Raw genomic sequence first — 18,259 nt, forward strand, 5'->3', positions numbered from 1 at the left:
AAATTAGGTGGTTTTGAAAATGAATGCTTTGTGGTTTATTCTTGTTGTGGCTTTTGTATTAGCTATGCAAGCTAATCTTTATAAAAAATACATTTTTAAGGATTTGAAAATAGAACGGAAATTTGAAAATCCAGCTATTTTCCCTGGGGAAAAAACAACGCTTAGGATTACACTTGTAAATAAAAAAATATTTCCTATCACCTATTTAAAGTTACAGCAAAAGATTCCTGTGGAACTTCAAATGGTAAAATCATCTATGGTGGAAAATAATGATAAAGTTAAGTATTTTCACACTACAGTGCTTTCTATGATGCCTTTTCAGAGGATTACAAGGAAATTTGAAATTATAGGTATAAAAAGAGGAGTATACAATCTTTTTGACCCCGTGAAAGTTTTTTCTACCGATTTATTTGGCAGTGAGGAATATGAAAGTGAAATATTGGCTCACGCGAGGCTTGTGGTTTATCCTAATCTAATAGATTTGAATAGTTCTTTTGTTGTGGCTGATTCTCTTCAAGGAGACGCATTTGTAAGAAGATGGATAATAGAAGACCCTATTATGATAAGTGGAATCAGAGATTATACTTCTTCTGATAATTATAAAGACATAAATTGGAAAGCCACTGCCAAAAATCAGATGTTAAAAGTGAATAAATATGATTATACAGCAGATAAAAAAATAATGATATTATTTAATATTGATTTTCACAGGTATCTGTTTAAGACTATTGACCTACAAGAGTTTGAAAAGGCAGTGGAAGTAGCAGCTTCTTTATCAGTGGATTTATTAAAAAAAGGCATTCCTGTTGGATTTTCTACAAATGCTATTTGTCTTTTTGAAGGGGACTATAGCATTATAGAGCCTTCTGCAGGAGAATCTCAGATTTCAAAGCTTCTTGGGGTTTTTGCGGGTTTGTCTTTTTTTAAGAGGTATGACCTTGAAGAAATTTTGAGGCTATTGACAAACCATTTGTCATGGGGTACAGATTTAGTGGTTGTAACGCCTTTCATAAATGATAAAGTGATAAATGCACTTTCCAACATACAAAATACAAAGGTTTCAATTATTTCAATAAAGCCTAATAAAATTGGTCCTTTACCGTCAAATATTAAGTTATTCTTTTATAATGAAGAGGGGAAGCAACTTGAAACTGTGGGATAGAGAAAAGTTTGTGAGGACGTTTTTGACAGTTTTAGATGGTATAATGGTATTTTTAATTTACACCCTATTAAATGGGCTTTTTATTAGAGAAAAAGGTATTTCCTTTGAAATAGTCCTTTTAGCTTCTTTAATAAGCGGGGTTTTTAACAATGCAGAAATTGAGATGAACGAGAAATCTTATAAACAATTGAATTTAACTATAGGGACTGTAATTAGCATTTTATTGAGTACAATAATTAGTAAAAATTATTATCAACTGGTGGCCCTATTCATTGTGTTTTTGTATATTTGGTCAAGAGGAGTAAAAAACAGAGGAATCTTCGCTGATGATATGTTAAATGTAGAACAATTTTATAAGCAGTTAATAGGTCTATTTGTCATAAATATTGCGAACTATTTTATGACTCCTGAAGATATATTGATAATCCCTAAATATAGCATTATTTATATTCTGCTCAGCATTTTTGTGCTTTTAGAAGTTAAAAATCTCAGATTCTCCGATAATAGGTCATATAAAAGAGTTTCGACTTTTGAGTGGGTAGCAGTAAGCCTTATAATTTTAACTATGATTTTACTTTCTTCTCCTGCTGTGAGAGGATTTGTCTATCATTATTTGTATGAAGGCATTGTGAAAATTTTTGTTTATGGCGCTTCTTATTTAGCTTATGTCTTATTTTTGATGTTGTCAAAGCTTTTTAGCTTATTGCCAATAGATAAAGAATTTTTTAAAAAGGCGATGGATAAGGCCTTAAGACAATATAACAATAAGGAAAATATTTTTGAGGAGCAGATTCCTCCGGATTATGCTTGGCTTGTCCACCTGATAAATGGAATAGCTACTTTATTAGCTGTTGTTATAATAATTACTTTGATGGTATATATTATAAAAGCAATAACAAAACTGCAAAAAGAAAAGCATGAAAGGGATTTTACAGAAGAAAAAGAGATTGATATAAAAATTGGGGATTTGCAAATATATAAAAGATTAAAAGGGATAAGGCAGAAAATAGCTGAAAATGTTCGAGAGCGAGTAAAAATTTATAGGGATTCGAGGGAAAGGGTAAGGTATTATTATAAAAGATTTTTAAAACACTTATACGAAAACAAAATTCTTGTAAAAGGCAACCATTCTAGTGAAGATGTTTATAAAAAAGTGGTGGAAGTTTTTCCTTTTGTGCATTCTGCAATGGAGGAAATTACAGCTCTTTACGAAAAAGTAAGATATGGAAATTATTATCCTCAATATGAGGAAGTAAAGGAATTTGAAATAAAGTTAAGAGAAATTATAAAAAATTTGAAACAAATTTAGATTTACTTTGCTCAAACAAATCGTATATAATAGTACTATAGAAAGTATTTAGAAAATAGTGAGAGGGGAATGGCAGTGAAAAATCCGCTAATTATTACATTGATTGTTTTGGCTCTAATAGCTGTATTAGTATTTGGAACAATTTATGGAACTTATAACCAGTTAGTGGCGTTAGATGAAAATGTAAATAGTAAATGGAGTCAGATTGATAATCAGCTTCAGAGAAGGGCTGATTTAATTCCTAATTTAGTAGAGACTGTTAAAGGATATGCAGCCCATGAAAAAGAGATTTTTGATAGTGTAAATAAAGCAAGAGAAAAACTTTTAAGTGCCAACACTGTTGCTGAAAAAGCAGCTTCAAATGATGAATTAAATACAGCATTGGGAAGGCTTCTTGCTATTGCAGAAAATTATCCTAATTTAAAAGCTGATGCAAATTTCAGGCAGTTAAGCGACGAACTAGCAGGAACTGAAAACAGAATAGCTGTAGCGAGAATGGATTATAACAATGCTGTTCAAGCTTATAACACCAAGATAAGGTCTTTTCCAACCTCTATCATCGCCAATATGTTTGGGTTTAAGGAAAGAGAATATTTTAAAGCAGATGAAGCAGCAAAGACTGTGCCTAAAGTAGATTTTTCCAAATAAGCATTCCTGTAATAAATTAAAATAGCCTTTGCAAAAATGGTTAAAATTTTATTTTATCTCTGTTTTTTGCGGAGGTCCTGTCGTCAAAATGTTGAAGCTGATGGGTGTATTTTAATCGGTTTGTGGCCGCGGGTTGTGCCTCGCGGCGCTACCTTATACTGTAATTATAAAGGTGTCTTATAAACTCTTCGAACAGATTTGATTTGAACTTATCTTTATGATAAATGATGCTAAACTTCCTTTCAAATCTTATATTTTCAATGTCAACTTTCACGAGCCTGCCGCCTCTTATCTCCTTTTTTACGGCCAGCCTGGATATGACCGAAACGCCTATATTGGCTTCGACGGCCTTTTTTATGGCCTCCGTATTGTTAAGAACGTATTTTATTCTGTACCTCACATTATTTCTCGCCATGGTCTCCTCAAAGACCTCCCTCGTCCCGCTTCCCTTTTCTCGCATGATTATATCCTCATTTTCAATCTCTGCGGGGCTGATGCTTTTTTTCTCTGCCCACCTGTGGCTTTTTGAACATACAAGATATAGCTCATCATCTATATAGGGTGTTACAACAATGTCCCTTGAATGGACCGGACCTTCGACAATACCAAGGTCTATAGAATTGTCAAATATCAGCTTTTCTATCCCTGCTGTGTTGCCAATTGTAAAGTAGACGTCGATACTGAACTTTTTCCTGAACTCGCCGATTATCTCCGGGAGCAGGTAAATTCCCACCGTTGTACTGGTTCCCACTCTCAGCCTTCCCATCCTCATGTTCCTCACATCATCAAGAGTACTCTCTGCTTCCTTGACAAGATTGAGTATCCGCTTTCCGTAACTATACAGGATTTCCCCTGCATACGTGAGGCTAAGCTTCCTGCCTATCCTGTCAAAAAGTCTGACCTGGAGATCTCCCTCCATCTGCGATATGGCCTGGCTGATGGCGGGCTGGGACATATAGAGCTTTTTAGCGGCAGCAGACATGCTCTTTAACTCGCAAACGGTTACGAAGATTTCTATATCCCTAAGGGTCATAACGGCCACCTCATATAACTACAAAATTATCATTTTCATAATATCATATTACTTTACTAATGAAAAGATAAAAGGAAGAAATTCGGCACTCTTCAACCTTCTCAAGTCTTGTGTTTTGTTGCCCTTGTTATTTTTCGTATTATTGTACTTTTTATTGTACTTTGCTCGATTAAGAAATGTTACTTTTTAGATTTTGGTTTACTATAGTATAGACGTATAAAAATTGGCAGTTTATATAAAATATTATTATCATTAATATAACTATTTATTATTAGACTAAAAGTTTTGTGAGTGTTATACTTATATCAAAGTTAATTATTTAACACGAAAATATATTTTCATTCCTGGCTGTGCTTTGCTAAGCGTGGACGGTTAATTATTTGATGAAGAGATTATAAAGAATATCAAATGCCATATAAAGAGGAGGAAGAAGATGAGTTATTGTGTAAGCATTAAAAGGATGAATGAAATCTTAAAAGAATTGCAAAAAGAGTATAAGGTATATGCTCCTATGCGCTTTGAAAAGCGTGGTCGTTATTCAGACACTGATTTGATCCGATATGCAGAAATTAACTCAATTGAGGATGTAGTATACGATGAGAAATCAGATTTTTCACCAAAAGAAGTGATATATCCGATTACCCAGGCGCTATTCTACTTTACCGAATATGAATATATGGAAAGCAAGGTAGATGACAAAAAGATTATGATATTTGTCCGCCCCTGTGATATAAATGGCTTTAGACGACTTGATACTATCTTTCTCAAAAACGGGGGAACAGAAGACATTTACTACAAGCGTTTACGGGAAAAAGTAAAGTTTATTTTAATGGAATGCAAAGAAGGAGGTTGGGATAGTTGCTTCTGCGTCTCAATGGGTTCCAATAAAACCGACGACTACAGTTTAGCAGTTAGATTTGGCGATGATAACATATTGGTAGAAATAAAAGACGATGAATTTACCAATTTATTTGCCGATGAAAGAGAAGTAGAATTTACCCCTGAATTTGTTACCTCTAACCCGACAAAAGTTAACATCCCGGAAATTGATAGCCATGAATTATTAGAAAAAATTTACGATCTCGATATGTGGGAAAGTTATAATTCAAGATGTATAAGCTGTGGAGCCTGTACCGCTGTGTGCATAACCTGCAGCTGTTTTACCACATTAGACGTAACATACACTGAAAACGGAAAAGTTGGTGAGAGGAGAAGGGTTCAGGCCAGCTGTATGCACGAAGATTTCACGACAATGGCAGGTGGACTGAGTTTCAGGAAAACCGCGGGAGAGCGGATGAGATTCAGAACTCTGCATAAAATTTATGACTATAAACTTCGTTTTAAAGACGAACACATGTGCGTAGGATGCGGGCGATGTGATGAAAGATGTCCTGAACTAATATCTTTTCCTGCTACCATTAATCGCCTGTATGATGAAGTGGAGAAACTCAAAAAAGCGGAGACAACTAAAGATATAAGATAAACAGCATCAATTGAGGAGGTAAAGTAAATGAGTGTAAATATAATGCTTCCAGCCCCCCATAAAATAATCGATATTATACACGAAACAGAAAATGAATATACTTTCAGGATAGAAACCAATGCAAAGGTAAAACATGGACAATTCTTTCAGGTGTCTTTACCTAAAATCGGAGAAGGCCCTATATCGGTAAGTTCGATGGGAGATAATTGGGTAGAACTCACCATACGGAAGGTAGGAAAACTTACCAATGAAATATTTAATTTAAAACCCGGTGATAAGATATTTATGCGAGGCCCTTATGGTAATTCATTCCCTGTAGATGATTTTAAGGGTAAGGATCTAGTTGTCATTGCCGGTGGAACTGGGGTTTCTCCTGTTAGAAGCCTTTTAAAGTATTTTTATGAACATCCAGATGAAATACACTCTCTGTATTTCATCGCGGGATTTAAGGACGAAAAGAGCATACTGTTCAAAGAGGATTTAAATAATTTTAGAAGCAGGTTTAACACAATTTATACTCTTGATAAAGATAAGATAGAAGGCTTTGAGGTCGGCCTTGTTACAAAACACATTAAGAAAATACCATTTGACAGCTTTGAAAATTACAATGTAGTAATTGTAGGTCCTCCTGTTATGATGCACTTTGCCGCTTTAGAATGTTTAAAGAACGGTGTAGCCGAAGATAAAATCTGGTTATCTTTTGAAAGGAAAATGTCTTGTGGCGTCGGCAAGTGTGGCCATTGCAAGATAAATGAGACATATGTTTGTCTGGAAGGGCCTGTCTTTAATTATACTAAAGCAAAAAATCTGTTGGATTAATCGGAGGGATAATTATATGAGTTACGATATAGATGTAAAAAAGGTTCGAAGAAATTGTTATCGTCAGTCAAAAGTGCGAGGGGAGTTCATGCTCCAGATACGCGTTCCCGGCGGTGTTATAGATGCCAAATATCTGTCATTTTTTCAGCATATTGCGGAAACTTGGGGAAACGGAGAATTTCACCTGGGAGTCAGACAGACAATTTCAATACCAGGGATCAAATATGAATATATAGATGAGGTTAACAAATATATAAGACCATATATCGAAGAAATTGAAGTAAATTTATGCGGCGTTGATATGGCAGTTGATGACAACGGGTATCCGACCATAGGAGCTCGTAATATAATGGCTTGCATAGGTAATCGTCATTGCATATATGCTAACATTGATACAACCGACCTGGCCAGAAAAATAGAAAAGATTATATTCCCCAGCGATTATCATATAAAATTAAATATATCAGGATGTCCTAACGACTGTGCTAAAGCTCACGTTAGTGATATCGGTATAATTGGTATTACAAAGCCGGAATACGATTATGAGCGCTGTATAGGGTGTAAAAAGTGTGTAGAAGCGTGTGCTCATCATGCAACGCGTGTTTTATCTGTAGAAAAAGGAAAAATCGTGAAAGATACCTGCTGCTGCGTCGGCTGTGGCGAATGCGTCCTAGTGTGTCCAACTGGTGCTTGGACCAGGAACCCTAAAAAATTCTACAGAGTATTGATCGGCGGCAGAACAGGAAAGCAAACACCTCGTATGGGAAAAATCTTTTTAAACTGGGTTACAGAAGATGTGGTTTTAGGTGTACTTAAAAATTGGGAGACATTTTCTGCTTATGTTATGAACAACAAACCTGAATACATCCATGGTGGACACCTTATTGACAGAGTGGGATATAACAAATTTAAAGAAATGATATTAAAAGATGTCAAACTAAACCCAGAAGCTATGGTGGCTCAAAGGGTATTATGGACAGAAACCGAATACAGGTCTAATTTTAATGTAAAACCCGTAACCCAACGTTAATGTTAAAGGAGAAACAGTGAGGAACACACGCCATACTATCTGTACGCAATTAGATATAACATAAATAATATCCATCTTCTAAATAATCTAAAGTCTATGGGCTACTACAATAGTAGTAAGCCCTTTATTAACACCTTTAGCACTTTTGTAGCTGTTTTTCTGAGACTGAATCTAAAAACGGAAGCGGCTTTATCAAGCAGCAATATAGGAGTATGCGTATAGTATCCTCAGGCAATTTACAAGGAAATATACTATCAGTGGCTGTAGTAATGCATGTGCTATGGATGATGAAGCTGATTATAATGTTGTTAAAAAAGAAGTTTTTGTAACTTGATGTAGTTTAACAAAGTAAGTTTTTGGTATTTAAACGCTCAGCAATATGATTTATTACTAAGTCATAGTATTTAAAAACCAAACTACTTAGTGGTAAATCCATAATAAAGGAGAGAAGAATATGCCACTCAACAATGACCAAGATGAATTTCTTGATTTAACAATCCTCACCTACCTCAAAAAGCTTGGGCCGGAATATGCGAAACTTTTGGCGAGGCGCCTAGGTTTATCATTAGAAGAAAGCAGAAAGCGACTTCAAAGTTTGGAGGAGAGAGGACTAATCAAGCGAGTGGAAAGAAGAATAGTTAAATATTACCATCGACGACGAAAAAGTGTTAAGCATCGCAATCACACATATTATGAGCTCACTAGGGAAGGGGAACTTTTTCTAAGACAGGCGAGGAAGGAAATTGATATTAATTTTGACATCGAATACCCTAACAGATAAAATGACTTATTTGTGTTTGTTAAAGCTTGTTGGCCCTCAAGCGAAGTGGACTAAAATGCACAATATGATAAAATTTCTCTAGGTTATTGTGAAACCTCAAAAGGCTCTAAAAATAATTGGTTTCACAATAAATTAACCTAAAAGGGTCATATATGGAGGAGGATTTTAAAGTGAAATATGTTGATGTAGAAAAGATTAAAAAAGACTTTCCTATATTGAATGTTAAACCTCATGGTAAAAAGCTTATTTACCTTGACAATGCTGCCACAACTCAAAAGCCAATTGAAGTCATAAAAGCTATGGATAAATATTATGAAGAATTAAACGCCAATGTATACAGAAGCCCACACTATTTAAGCGCTCTTTCCACACAGGCTTATGAAGAGGCAAGAGAAAGAGTAAAAAAATTTATTAACGCAAAAAGAGAAGAATCCATAATATTTACGAGAAATACTACAGAATCAATAAACTTTATAGCATATACGTGGGGAATGAAATATATAAACGAAGGGGACGAAATAATACTGACAATAGCCGAGCACCACAGCAATATGCTTCCATGGCAAATGGTAGCGGAAGCTAAAAAGGCGAGACTCAAATATGTCCACCTTGATGAGAATTTTAGGCTTTCTATGAAAGACTTTAAAGAAAAAATGTCTGACAAAGTAAAATTGGTTGCTGTGCAACACATGTCAAATGTTTTAGGTATAATAAATCCTGTGGAGGAGATTACACATATTGCACACAAATACGGCGCAAAAGTGTTAATAGATGGAGCACAAAGTGTACCTCATATGCTGATTGATGTACAAAAAATAGGCTGTGACTTTTTTGCTTTTTCTGGTCACAAGATGCTCGGACCTATGGGAATCGGTGTACTTTATATAAAAGAGGACTTGCTTTCTGATGTGCCTCCTTTTTTAAGAGGTGGAGAGATGATAGACGAAGTCTTTGAAGACCGTGCAACTTTTGCTCCCCCACCTCTTAAATTTGAAGCAGGTACTCCCAACGTAAAAGGGGCTTGTGTGCTTGTTTCTGCAATAGATTATATAGAAAAAATTGGGCTTTCCAATATTCATAATCACGAAGGCGAGCTTTTGGAGTATGGCCTTCAGAAAATGAAAGAATTAGACTTTGTAAAATTGTATGGCCCCAACGATGCGAAGGAAAGGGGAGGCTTAATTTCCTTCAATGTAGAAGGTGTCCATCCTCACGACGTTGCTACAATACTAGACGAAGAAGGAATTGCTGTAAGAAGTGGGCACCACTGTTGTCTGCCTTTAATGAGGTACTTAGGTGTTCCTGCAACTGTAAGAGCAAGCTTTTACCTCTACAACGACTTTGACGATATTGACGCACTTGTTGAAGGACTAAAAAAAGTCAGGAAGTGGTTCAAATGAGCGATTTAAATCAGCTTTATTCTGAGGTTATAATGGAACATTACGAAAACTCTCCCCATGAAAAAGAACTTAAAGATGCTACCCACAAAGAAAGAGGTTACAATCCTCTTTGCGGCGACAATATTACTCTTTATTTAAAAATGAATGGTGACATTATAGAAGATGCTTCTTTCACGGGCCATGGGTGTGCCATAAGCCAAGCCTCAACCTCTATGATGATAGACCTTATAAAAGGGAAAGACAAAAAAGAAGCTTTAAGGCTTGTGCAACAATTTATAGACATGATGCACAAAAAAGATGTAAATCTTGATGAATTAGGTGATGCTCAAGTACTGCAGGGAGTATCTGACTTTCCTGCCCGCGTAAAATGTGCTTTACTTGCGTGGAAAACGCTTCAGGAAATTTTGTAAAAAAGAGATAAAAGTTTGATAATGTTCTTTTGACATGAATGCGAATATTTTTAAAATATGCCTCTTCCTATTTGAAGTCTAACGATTCTCAGGATAATAGTATAACTTTTTTTAAAAAGCCAGCATATTTTAAAAATTTGTGTTGATACTTATTATTATCTATGCTAATATACTAGACATGAACAGTAATACATTAAAATAGTTTAAATTTAGCGAAAGAATGATATTTTTAAAGCATTAAGTTAATTACAAAATATTAAGATAGGGAGAGGCAAAATGAAAAAGGGAATTTTTTTAATTGCAATTGCCTTTTTATTATTATTTAATTCCATAGCTTTTTCTGCACCTGATGTTCCATCTAAACCTATTCAGTTTAAATATGTATATGATTATGCGGGGCTTATGTCTCAAAATGATATAGAAGAGATCGAAAAAGTAGGGAAAGCTTTAGATGATGCCACAAAGGCACAAATAATAGTTGTTACAGTTGACAGCATTGGAGATTACCCAATTGAGGAATATTCTCTTAGCCTTTTTAGAAAATGGGGAATAGGAGACAAGGAGAAAAACAACGGTGTTCTCCTTTTAGTGGTAAAAGACAGACTTTTAAAAGGTCAGGCTGGAAAAGTGAGAATTGATGTAGGTTATGGCTTGGAAGGGGCAATACCGGATTCTGTTGCAGGAAGGATTTTAGACGATTTTGTTTTAACTTCTTGGGCAAAAGGCGAGTACTCTAAAGGCATATACGCCGGTTATATGGCTATAGCCTCAAGGGTTGCAAAAGAGTACAATATAGACCTTCAGGGATTGGATGCTTCCAAATACAGTGTCAATACAAGTAGCAATGATAGTGGTATATCATGGGAAGATATTGCTGTAGTGATTATACTTATTTTAATATTTATTATCTTTGGAAGAGGAGGAAGAAATATAAGAAGGGACTGGTGGGGTCCAGGAAGCTTTGGCTCAGGAGGATTTGGAGGCTTTAGAGGTGGTGGCTTTGGCGGCGGAGGTTTTGGCGGCGGGGGAGGCTTCGGCGGAGGTTCTGCCGGAGGCGGAGGAGCCAGCCGCTGAACTAGATATCTTAGTTTTTATCAAACTGAGGGAACTTTAGAAACACCCTCAGTTTGTTTTTTAAATTCTCTCAAATACAGGCTTTAAATCAATTACAAGGTCATCAAATATACTAACTTTTACTTTATCCTCTTCAGAATACATTTGGGGTCTTCCATAACGTCCTTCTTCAAGTGTGAATACCATAACCACCTTTTCATCAGGTTCTACAATCCAATATTCTTTTACCCCTGCTTTTTCGTATAAATTAAACTTTTCTATTTTATCTTTTTGACCAGTTGAAGGAGAAACTACTTCTATAATCAATTCTGGAACTCCATAATAACCTGTCTTTTTAAGTCTTGAATTATCACATATAATGATTATATCAGGCTGTACTACATTGATAGTTTCTTCATCTTTTTCATTTGCTTCTGGTATTCGCAAATCGAAAGGAGCAGTAAATACTCTGCAAGATTTATCCTGCAGATAGTTTGCAAATTGCCTTGCTAGTTCTAACAATACTGCTTGATGTTGCCATGTTGGAGCTGCTTGTAGATAGGGAACACCATTAATAATTTCCCATCTTTCTTCTTCAGACCAGGTTAAATAGTCGGCATAAGTATATTTTTTATTTTTTTCGGGCAATGGCATAAAATACCCTCCATCATCTATCATTAACTTATTATTATTTTAATTATATCATAATAAAAACAAGATAAAAGGGAAAAAATGATATATATTTATAGATGCAAGTGATATAATAAGGTTGAATTAGTTAAACTTAGAGGCAAAAGGAGATAAAATATGTCAAAAATAGAATTTATAGCATCTACTCTTTTTGGTGTTGAAGCAATAACTGCAAGAGAGGTAAAAGAGTTAGGGTATAAAGATGTCACTGTAGAGAATGGAAAAGTCACTTTTGTAGGCGATGAGATGGCTTTATGCCGTTCTAATCTTTGGATTAGAACGGCAGAGAGAATATACGTAAAAATAGGGGAATTTACTGCCACAACTTTTGAAGAACTTTTTGAAGGTACAAAGGCTCTTCACTGGGAAGATTGGATACCTGAAGATGGCAGGTTTCCTGTGGAGGGTTATTCAATAAAATCCAAGCTTTTCAGCGTGTCTGACTGTCAGGCAATAGTTAAAAAAGCTGTTGTGGAAAGGCTTAAGAAGAAATACAAAAAAGAATGGTTTGAAGAAAACGGCGCAACTTATAAAATAAAATTTTCATTAATGAAAGACAAGGTAACACTTATGATTGACACGAGTGGTGACGGTTTACACAAAAGAGGCTATAGAGTCATATCCAATGAAGCACCTTTGAGAGAAACTTTGGCTGCCGCTATGATAATGCTTAGCTTTTGGAAACCAGATAGACCTTTGATAGATCCTTTTTGTGGCTCTGGAACGATTCCAATTGAAGCAGCTATGATTGGAATAAATCTCGCACCAGGTTTAAAACGACAATTTGTTTCCGAAAAATGGTGGAGAATATCAAATAAATTATGGAAAGAAGCGAGAGAAGAAGCAGTTGGTGCTATTAAAAAAGATATAACTTTAAACATAAAAGGATATGACATTGACGAAAACGCCATCAAATTGTCAAAAGACAATGCGCGTAAAGCTGGTGTAGAGAAATACATAACTTTTGAAAATATCCCATTAAAAGATTTAAAAACAGATGATAAATATGGTGTTATAATATGCAATCCTCCTTATGGTGAAAGGATGGGGGAATTGGAAGAAGTAGAAAAACTTTATAAAGAAATGGGAAAAGTTTTCAAAAAACTTGATACGTGGTCTTTTTATATACTGACTTCCCATGAAAGATTTGAGAAACTCTTTGGAAGAGAGGCTTCTAAAAAAAGAAAGCTTTACAATGGCATGTTAAAAGCTTACTATTATCAGTATTATGGACCAAAACCAGAAAACTAATTTTTATTGAGTTTTTTCTATGTGAGGGTTATAATAAAATATAAGATTATCGATAAAAATTGGTGGTGGAGTTATGGATAATGCAGTGAGGAAGAAAGCAAAAGAATATATAGATAGATTACCAGAAGACAAAGTAAAGGAAATTATTGATTTTATAGAATATTTAAATGAAAAAAACAAAAAAGAAATGGAAAAAGAAGACAAAGAATGGTTAAATGCGGAATTAACAGAACTTCCGGAGTATGACTGGGGAACTGAAGGTCCACCACAGGGTCGTCCCGTCAAATATATAGAAGGAGTAGGGCTAATTATTGAAGGAGGAAGACCTGATGATGAAAAATGATATAAAACCGGGAGACGTCCTCCTTCTTTCTTTTCCTACTCATATTCCAAAAGGGCATGAACAGGAAGGCAAAAGGCCGGTTGTTGTAGTAGCAGTACCAAAAGGACCTATGAGGTATCCGCTTATAATAGTAGTTCCATTAACGACACGAGATGGAGAATGGGCAAATCAAAATCTTAATTTGTACTATAGGATACCGGCAGGAAATGGTGGATTGCCAAAAGATTCAATTGCATTATTAGACCAAATACGTGCTGTAGATGTTGAGCGCATTGAATCGCTCATTGGTTCTCTTAGAGGAGATATCCTTGACTCTATTATAAGAAACTTGATACATATTTTTCAAGGCAAATAGGTAGCCATGAATAAGGGAATTGACTTAAATGATAAGTAGATGTAAAATATAGGTGTACAAGTGAATACAAAAAATCTTATGGTCTTGAGAAGTTAAAAGGGAAAGCGGTGAAAATCCGCTGCAGCCCCCGCTACTGTGAGCGAGGATGAAGCCCTAATAAGCCACTGCTTGGCACTCAAGAGATGTGCCGGGTGGGAAGGCAGGGTGGAAGATGAATCGCGAGCCAGGAGACCTGCCATAAGATTTGAGAAGTTCGCCTTCGGAGGGAAGGTGGAATGGTATTTTTATGCTTAATTTTGGCAAAAAAGGTCTACCTCCGTGGGGTAGACCTTTTTTTGATACTTGAAAAATTTAAATTAGGAGGGTACTTATGAGAAAATTTAAAGGTTTACTTGCTTTATTGGTAGTCTTTGCTTTAATGTTTTCACTGGCGGCTTGTTCAACAAACAATGCTACAAAGCCACAAGATACATCTCAAACAGCAACTGAAACTGTAAAAACACAGTTTCCTTTAAAAGTTACAGACTTTTTAGGAAGAGAAGTAACTATAGAGAAAGAACCCCAAAGGATAGTTTCTCTTGCGCCTTCTACAACAGAGCTTATATATGCTTTAGGAGCAGGAAATAAAGTAGTGGGTGTTACAGACTTTGACAATTATCCACCTGAGGTCAAGGATGTACCCAAAGTGGGTGGTTTTAAAGGGCCAAATGTAGAAGCGATTACTGCTCAAAAGCCTGATGTAATTTTTGCTTCCACTCTTTCAGGCAAAGAGCAAATGGAATCTTTAGAAAAGATGGGTATTCCTGTTGTAATGTTGGAGGCAAAAAATATTGCCCAGATATACCAGTCTATAAAAATAATAGGCCAAATAACAGGGACAGAGAAAAAAGGCGAAGAGTTAATTAAACAAATGCAAGATAAAATAAAAGAAATAAATGACAAAGTCAAAGAGCTTCCAAAAGTCAGCGTATTTTATCTGGTCTCTCTTGACGGAAACTGGACAGCAGGTAAAGGCACATTTATTGATGAGCTTATAAACCTTGCAGGTGGCAAAAATGTTGCAGAGGATGTAAATGGTTGGGCGCAGTACAGCGTAGAAGAGTTAGTTAAGAAAAATCCAGATGTTATAATAACATCTCCTCATGCAGGGAATGTAAAAGACATTAAAAACATGGCAGGATACAAAGACACAAACGCTGTTAAAAATGACAAGATATTTGTGATAAGCAATGATGACATAATATCAAGAGCTTCTAATAGAATTGTTTTAGGACTTGAAGAAATTGCAAAATTCTTACATCCGGAGGCATTTAAGTAAAGTGAAATTCAAAAGAGGTATATATTTTGGTACAGCCTTTTCACTGCTTGTCTTTACCATGATTTTATCAATTTCTGCAGGGGCGGTAAAAATACCCCTGCGGGAAATTTTAAATATTTTTTTTGGCGGTGGCAGTGAAACTTCCAGGACGATAATACTTAATTTAAGGCTTCCAAGGGTAATTGAATCAGCAGTTGTAGGAATGGGACTTTCAGTTGTAGGGGCGTTTTTTCAAGGGCTTTTGAGAAATCCAATGGCAGATCCTTATGTTTTGGGTATATCATCAGGAGCGGCTTTTGGTGCTACTATTGCGATAATATTGGGGTTTGGAATATTTGGACTGAGTTTTATGGCATTTGTTACTTCTTTAATGACTGTGTTTTTTGTGTACACTATCTCTAGAACTAGCACAAGAGTATCCATGACCACAATGTTGCTTGCGGGAATAGCCATAAGCGCTTTTATGTCTGCAATTATTTCTCTCATGATGCTTTTAAACCATGATGAGTTTTCTCGAATTGTTTTTTGGACTATGGGAGGATTTAGCCTCATAAATTGGAATAGTGTGGTCTTTTCTACTCCTATAATAGTAATTGGCTCTTTTGTGATGTATGTATTTTCAAGGGATGTAAATGCGATATTGACAGGAGAAGAAGTTGCAGAACATTTAGGTGTCAACACAGAATTGGTCAAAAAAATAATTCTTGTGACAGGCTCATTGGTTACTGCAACAGCTGTGTCAGTTGGTGGAATTATAGGTTTTGTGGGACTTATTGTGCCTCATATATCAAGGCTTATTGTAGGACCTGACAATAGAGTTTTGGTACCTTTTAGTGCAATATCAGGAGCAATATTTTTGACTTTTGCAGACCTATTAGCACGAGTTATTTTAAAACCAATGGAAATTCCAATTGGAATAATTACTGCGGCATTTGGAGGACCATTCTTTTTATATCTGTTAATAAAGAGCAAACAAAAAAGTGAAGGAATGTGATGATATGGCTATTTTACAGGTAAATAAATTACATTTTTCTTATAGGGGAAGGGAAGTTTTAAGAGGGATAGATTTCACAATAAATAAAAGCATAGTGATAGGGATAATTGGTGCAAATGGAAGTGGCAAGACTACACTTTTAAAGAATATATCAGGATATTTGACGCCAACTTATGGTAATGTCTTTGTGTTAGGGAAAAATATCAAAGACTTTACTATAAAAGAAAAGGCAAAATATATAGGTTATGTGCCTCAAGATATAGTTTACGACTTTGAATTTAGCTGTTATGACGTAGTAATGATGGGAAGAATTCCTTATCTTAAAAGGTTTCAGTCGGAAAGAAAAGAAGACAGAGATATTGTAAAAGAGTGCATGGAAATTACAAATACATGGCAGTTTAAAGACAAAAGCATAAAAGAGTTAAGCGGCGGTGAAAGGCAAAGGGTGTATATAGCAAGGGCATTAGCACAAAAAGCTCGAATTTTACTAATGGATGAGCCAGTTTCTCACCTTGATATAAAATACCAAGTTGAAATACTGTCTCTTGTAAAAGATTTATCCTTAAAAGGAATACTTGTAATTGTTGTTCTTCATGACATTAATCTTGCTTCACAGTTTTGTGATGAGATTTTCATTATGAAAGAAGGCAAAATAATAGCATCTGGGTCTCCCAGAAGTGTTTTAACATTGAACAACATAAAATCAGCCTTTTCAATAGATGTGGAAGTGTTTGAAAATCCCATCACACATACTCCTTACGTCATTCCTTCATTAAATGGAAAGGAGCAACTCAAAGTTGTGTAAAGCTGTAATGATTGCAGGTCCTCATTCAGGGGCAGGTAAAACTACTGTAAGCCTTGGGCTTATGGGAGTGCTGTCAAAAAGGTATAAAGTTCAGCCTTTTAAAGTAGGTCCAGATTATATAGATGCTGCTTATCACCGATATGTCACAGGGAATTTTTCCTGCAATCTTGACTTATACATGTTGGGGGAACAAAACCTTAAATCGCTTTTTTACAAAAATGCCTGCAATGCTGACATTTCTATAATTGAAGGTGTTATGGGAATGTACGATGGGATTGATACTACAAAAAAGGGAAGCAGTGCCCATATTGCGAAAATTTTAGATATTCCTGTGATTTTAGTTGTAGATGCTTCTTCTATGGCGACAAGTGTATCAGCTTTAATAATGGGTTATATGCACTATGACAGGGAAGTAAAAATTAAAGGGGTGATATTAAATAAAGTTGGAAGTGAAAAACACTATGCCCTTTTGAAAGAATGCATAACAAGAGATTTAGGTATTGAGGTTTTTGGCTATCTTCCAAAGGATCCAAAATTAGATTTGCCAGAAAGACACTTAGGCCTTGTGCCGATATATGAGATGCCAGAAATTAAACACAAGTTTGATACCTTATATGATTATATTGAAAAATACATTGATATAGAAAAAATTCTTAATGTAGGTGTAATTGACTGTTCAAATACATTTAGAAACACGATTGCTGAGGGCCATGATTTAAAAAGGGTAAAAATAGGGTATGCGTTTGATGAGGCTTTTAACTTTTATTACAAAGAGAGTTTGGAACTTTTTGAAGAAATAGGAGCAGAGCTTGTACCCTTTAGCCCTCTTAAGGATTATAAGCTGCCAGATGGAATATCGGGTTTGTACATAGGGGGAGGATTTCCAGAGGTTTTTGCAGAAAAACTAAGTAAAAACAAAAAAATATTAAAATCGGTTAAAGATGCGATAGATTCTGGTATGCCTGCATATGCAGAGTGTGGCGGATTTATGTATCTTACAAAAAGCATAACAGATTTACAAGGAGATACTTTTGAAATGGCAGGAATTTACGATTTTGAAACTGTCATGACTAAAAGGCTTCAGAGATTTGGCTATGTTGAAGCAGAAGTTATTGAAGATAACGCCCTTTTTAGAAAAGGGGATAAAATAAAAGGACATGAGTTTCACCACTCAATAATAAAAGGTTTTTCACAGAAAGCCTCATACGTTGTGTATAAACCGGGAAAAGAAGAGGCTTGGGAATGTGGATTTGTGCATAAAAATTGCCTGGCGACGTATGTTCACATAAATTTGTACACATATAAAGAGGCTGTCAAGAGGTTTGTTGACAAATGTATTCAATACCGAAACTCAAATGCTTTTCAGGAGGATTAA

At 35.4% G+C, this 18,259-nt stretch carries 19 protein-coding genes and 1 riboswitch; of the genes, 17 read left to right on the forward strand and 2 right to left on the reverse strand.

Annotation, left to right across the window (positions count from 1 at the left end; translation table 11 throughout):
• Positions 1-19 precede the first annotated feature (19 nt).
• From TETH514_RS01425 to TETH514_RS01435, 3 genes are all read left to right on the forward strand, one after another.
• Entirely contained in the window at positions 20-1,162 is a 1,143-nt protein-coding gene (locus TETH514_RS01425; RefSeq protein ID WP_009051863.1) for a DUF58 domain-containing protein, read from the forward strand.
• A complete protein-coding gene (locus tag TETH514_RS01430) occupies positions 1,146-2,471 on the forward strand; it encodes a hypothetical protein (RefSeq protein ID WP_009051862.1) in 1,326 nt (441 codons plus the stop codon). The genes TETH514_RS01425 and TETH514_RS01430 overlap by 17 nt, the downstream gene beginning before the upstream one ends.
• Before the next feature lie 75 nt (positions 2,472-2,546).
• Positions 2,547-3,119, forward strand: coding sequence for a LemA family protein (locus TETH514_RS01435; RefSeq protein WP_009051861.1), 573 nt, complete (start codon positions 2,547-2,549; stop codon positions 3,117-3,119).
• A 148-nt stretch (positions 3,120-3,267) separates the two neighbouring features.
• On the opposite strand, the gene TETH514_RS01440 is transcribed toward TETH514_RS01435, so the two are convergent.
• Entirely contained in the window at positions 3,268-4,152 is an 885-nt protein-coding gene (locus tag TETH514_RS01440) for a selenium metabolism-associated LysR family transcriptional regulator (protein ID WP_009051860.1), read from the reverse strand.
• A 433-nt stretch (positions 4,153-4,585) separates the two neighbouring features.
• Between TETH514_RS01440 and asrA the strand changes: the two genes are divergently transcribed.
• The 7 genes from asrA (at position 4,586) to TETH514_RS01475 (ending at position 11,149) form a co-directional block, all read left to right on the forward strand.
• A complete protein-coding gene (asrA, locus tag TETH514_RS01445; RefSeq protein ID WP_003867169.1) occupies positions 4,586-5,635 on the forward strand; it encodes an anaerobic sulfite reductase subunit AsrA in 1,050 nt (349 codons plus the stop codon).
• 27 nt (positions 5,636-5,662) lie between these two features.
• A complete protein-coding gene (asrB, locus tag TETH514_RS01450; protein WP_003867168.1) occupies positions 5,663-6,454 on the forward strand; it encodes an anaerobic sulfite reductase subunit AsrB in 792 nt (263 codons plus the stop codon).
• Positions 6,455-6,470: 16 nt separating this feature from the next.
• On the forward strand, positions 6,471-7,484 hold the full coding sequence (gene asrC / locus TETH514_RS01455; RefSeq protein ID WP_003867167.1) for a sulfite reductase subunit C: 1,014 nt from the start codon (positions 6,471-6,473) through the stop codon (positions 7,482-7,484).
• Between the two features lie 454 nt (positions 7,485-7,938).
• Positions 7,939-8,265 (forward strand): DUF2250 domain-containing protein, encoded by a 327-nt coding sequence (locus tag TETH514_RS01460; protein WP_003867166.1) that lies wholly within the window; start codon positions 7,939-7,941, stop codon positions 8,263-8,265.
• Positions 8,266-8,435: 170 nt separating this feature from the next.
• Complete coding sequence (locus TETH514_RS01465; protein ID WP_006569223.1) at positions 8,436-9,665, forward strand: cysteine desulfurase; 1,230 nt, start codon at positions 8,436-8,438, stop codon at positions 9,663-9,665.
• Positions 9,662-10,075, forward strand: coding sequence for a Fe-S cluster assembly sulfur transfer protein SufU (sufU, locus tag TETH514_RS01470; protein ID WP_003869854.1), 414 nt, complete (start codon positions 9,662-9,664; stop codon positions 10,073-10,075). Before TETH514_RS01465 ends, sufU begins: the two co-directional genes overlap by 4 nt.
• A gap of 276 nt (positions 10,076-10,351) precedes the next feature.
• The gene (locus tag TETH514_RS01475; protein ID WP_004399791.1) at positions 10,352-11,149 is read left to right on the forward strand and encodes a YgcG family protein; all 798 of its coding nucleotides are present in this window, start codon (positions 10,352-10,354) and stop codon (positions 11,147-11,149) included.
• A 60-nt stretch (positions 11,150-11,209) separates the two neighbouring features.
• Here the strand turns inward: TETH514_RS01475 and TETH514_RS01480 are convergent, their stop codons facing one another.
• The gene (locus TETH514_RS01480) at positions 11,210-11,782 is read right to left on the reverse strand and encodes a Uma2 family endonuclease (RefSeq protein ID WP_009051859.1); all 573 of its coding nucleotides are present in this window, start codon (positions 11,780-11,782) and stop codon (positions 11,210-11,212) included.
• Between the two features lie 153 nt (positions 11,783-11,935).
• Between TETH514_RS01480 and TETH514_RS01485 the strand changes: the two genes are divergently transcribed.
• The 7 genes from TETH514_RS01485 (at position 11,936) to TETH514_RS01515 (ending at position 18,259) form a co-directional block, all read left to right on the forward strand.
• Entirely contained in the window at positions 11,936-13,069 is a 1,134-nt protein-coding gene (locus TETH514_RS01485; RefSeq protein WP_009051858.1) for a class I SAM-dependent RNA methyltransferase, read from the forward strand.
• A 73-nt stretch (positions 13,070-13,142) separates the two neighbouring features.
• Entirely contained in the window at positions 13,143-13,412 is a 270-nt protein-coding gene (locus TETH514_RS01490; protein ID WP_003871621.1) for a DUF2281 domain-containing protein, read from the forward strand.
• Entirely contained in the window at positions 13,399-13,767 is a 369-nt protein-coding gene (locus TETH514_RS01495; protein WP_003871620.1) for a type II toxin-antitoxin system PemK/MazF family toxin, read from the forward strand. The genes TETH514_RS01490 and TETH514_RS01495 overlap by 14 nt, the downstream gene beginning before the upstream one ends.
• A gap of 62 nt (positions 13,768-13,829) precedes the next feature.
• Positions 13,830-14,022: riboswitch (cobalamin riboswitch) on the forward strand.
• Positions 14,023-14,137: 115 nt separating this feature from the next.
• Positions 14,138-15,085, forward strand: a complete 948-nt coding sequence (locus TETH514_RS01500) for an ABC transporter substrate-binding protein (RefSeq protein ID WP_009051857.1) — start codon at positions 14,138-14,140, stop codon at positions 15,083-15,085.
• A 1-nt stretch (position 15,086) separates the two neighbouring features.
• Positions 15,087-16,079: an iron ABC transporter permease gene (locus tag TETH514_RS01505; RefSeq protein ID WP_009051856.1), complete on the forward strand. Its 993-nt coding sequence runs from the start codon at positions 15,087-15,089 to the stop codon at positions 16,077-16,079.
• A gap of 4 nt (positions 16,080-16,083) precedes the next feature.
• Positions 16,084-16,884, forward strand: a complete 801-nt coding sequence (locus tag TETH514_RS01510) for an ABC transporter ATP-binding protein (RefSeq protein WP_009051855.1) — start codon at positions 16,084-16,086, stop codon at positions 16,882-16,884.
• Positions 16,877-18,259: a cobyrinate a,c-diamide synthase gene (locus tag TETH514_RS01515; protein ID WP_009051854.1), complete on the forward strand. Its 1,383-nt coding sequence runs from the start codon at positions 16,877-16,879 to the stop codon at positions 18,257-18,259. The genes TETH514_RS01510 and TETH514_RS01515 overlap by 8 nt, the downstream gene beginning before the upstream one ends.

This window comes from Thermoanaerobacter sp. X514, from assembly GCF_000019065.1.
Taxonomy (GTDB): Bacteria; Bacillota; Thermoanaerobacteria; order Thermoanaerobacterales; family Thermoanaerobacteraceae; genus Thermoanaerobacter; species Thermoanaerobacter pseudethanolicus.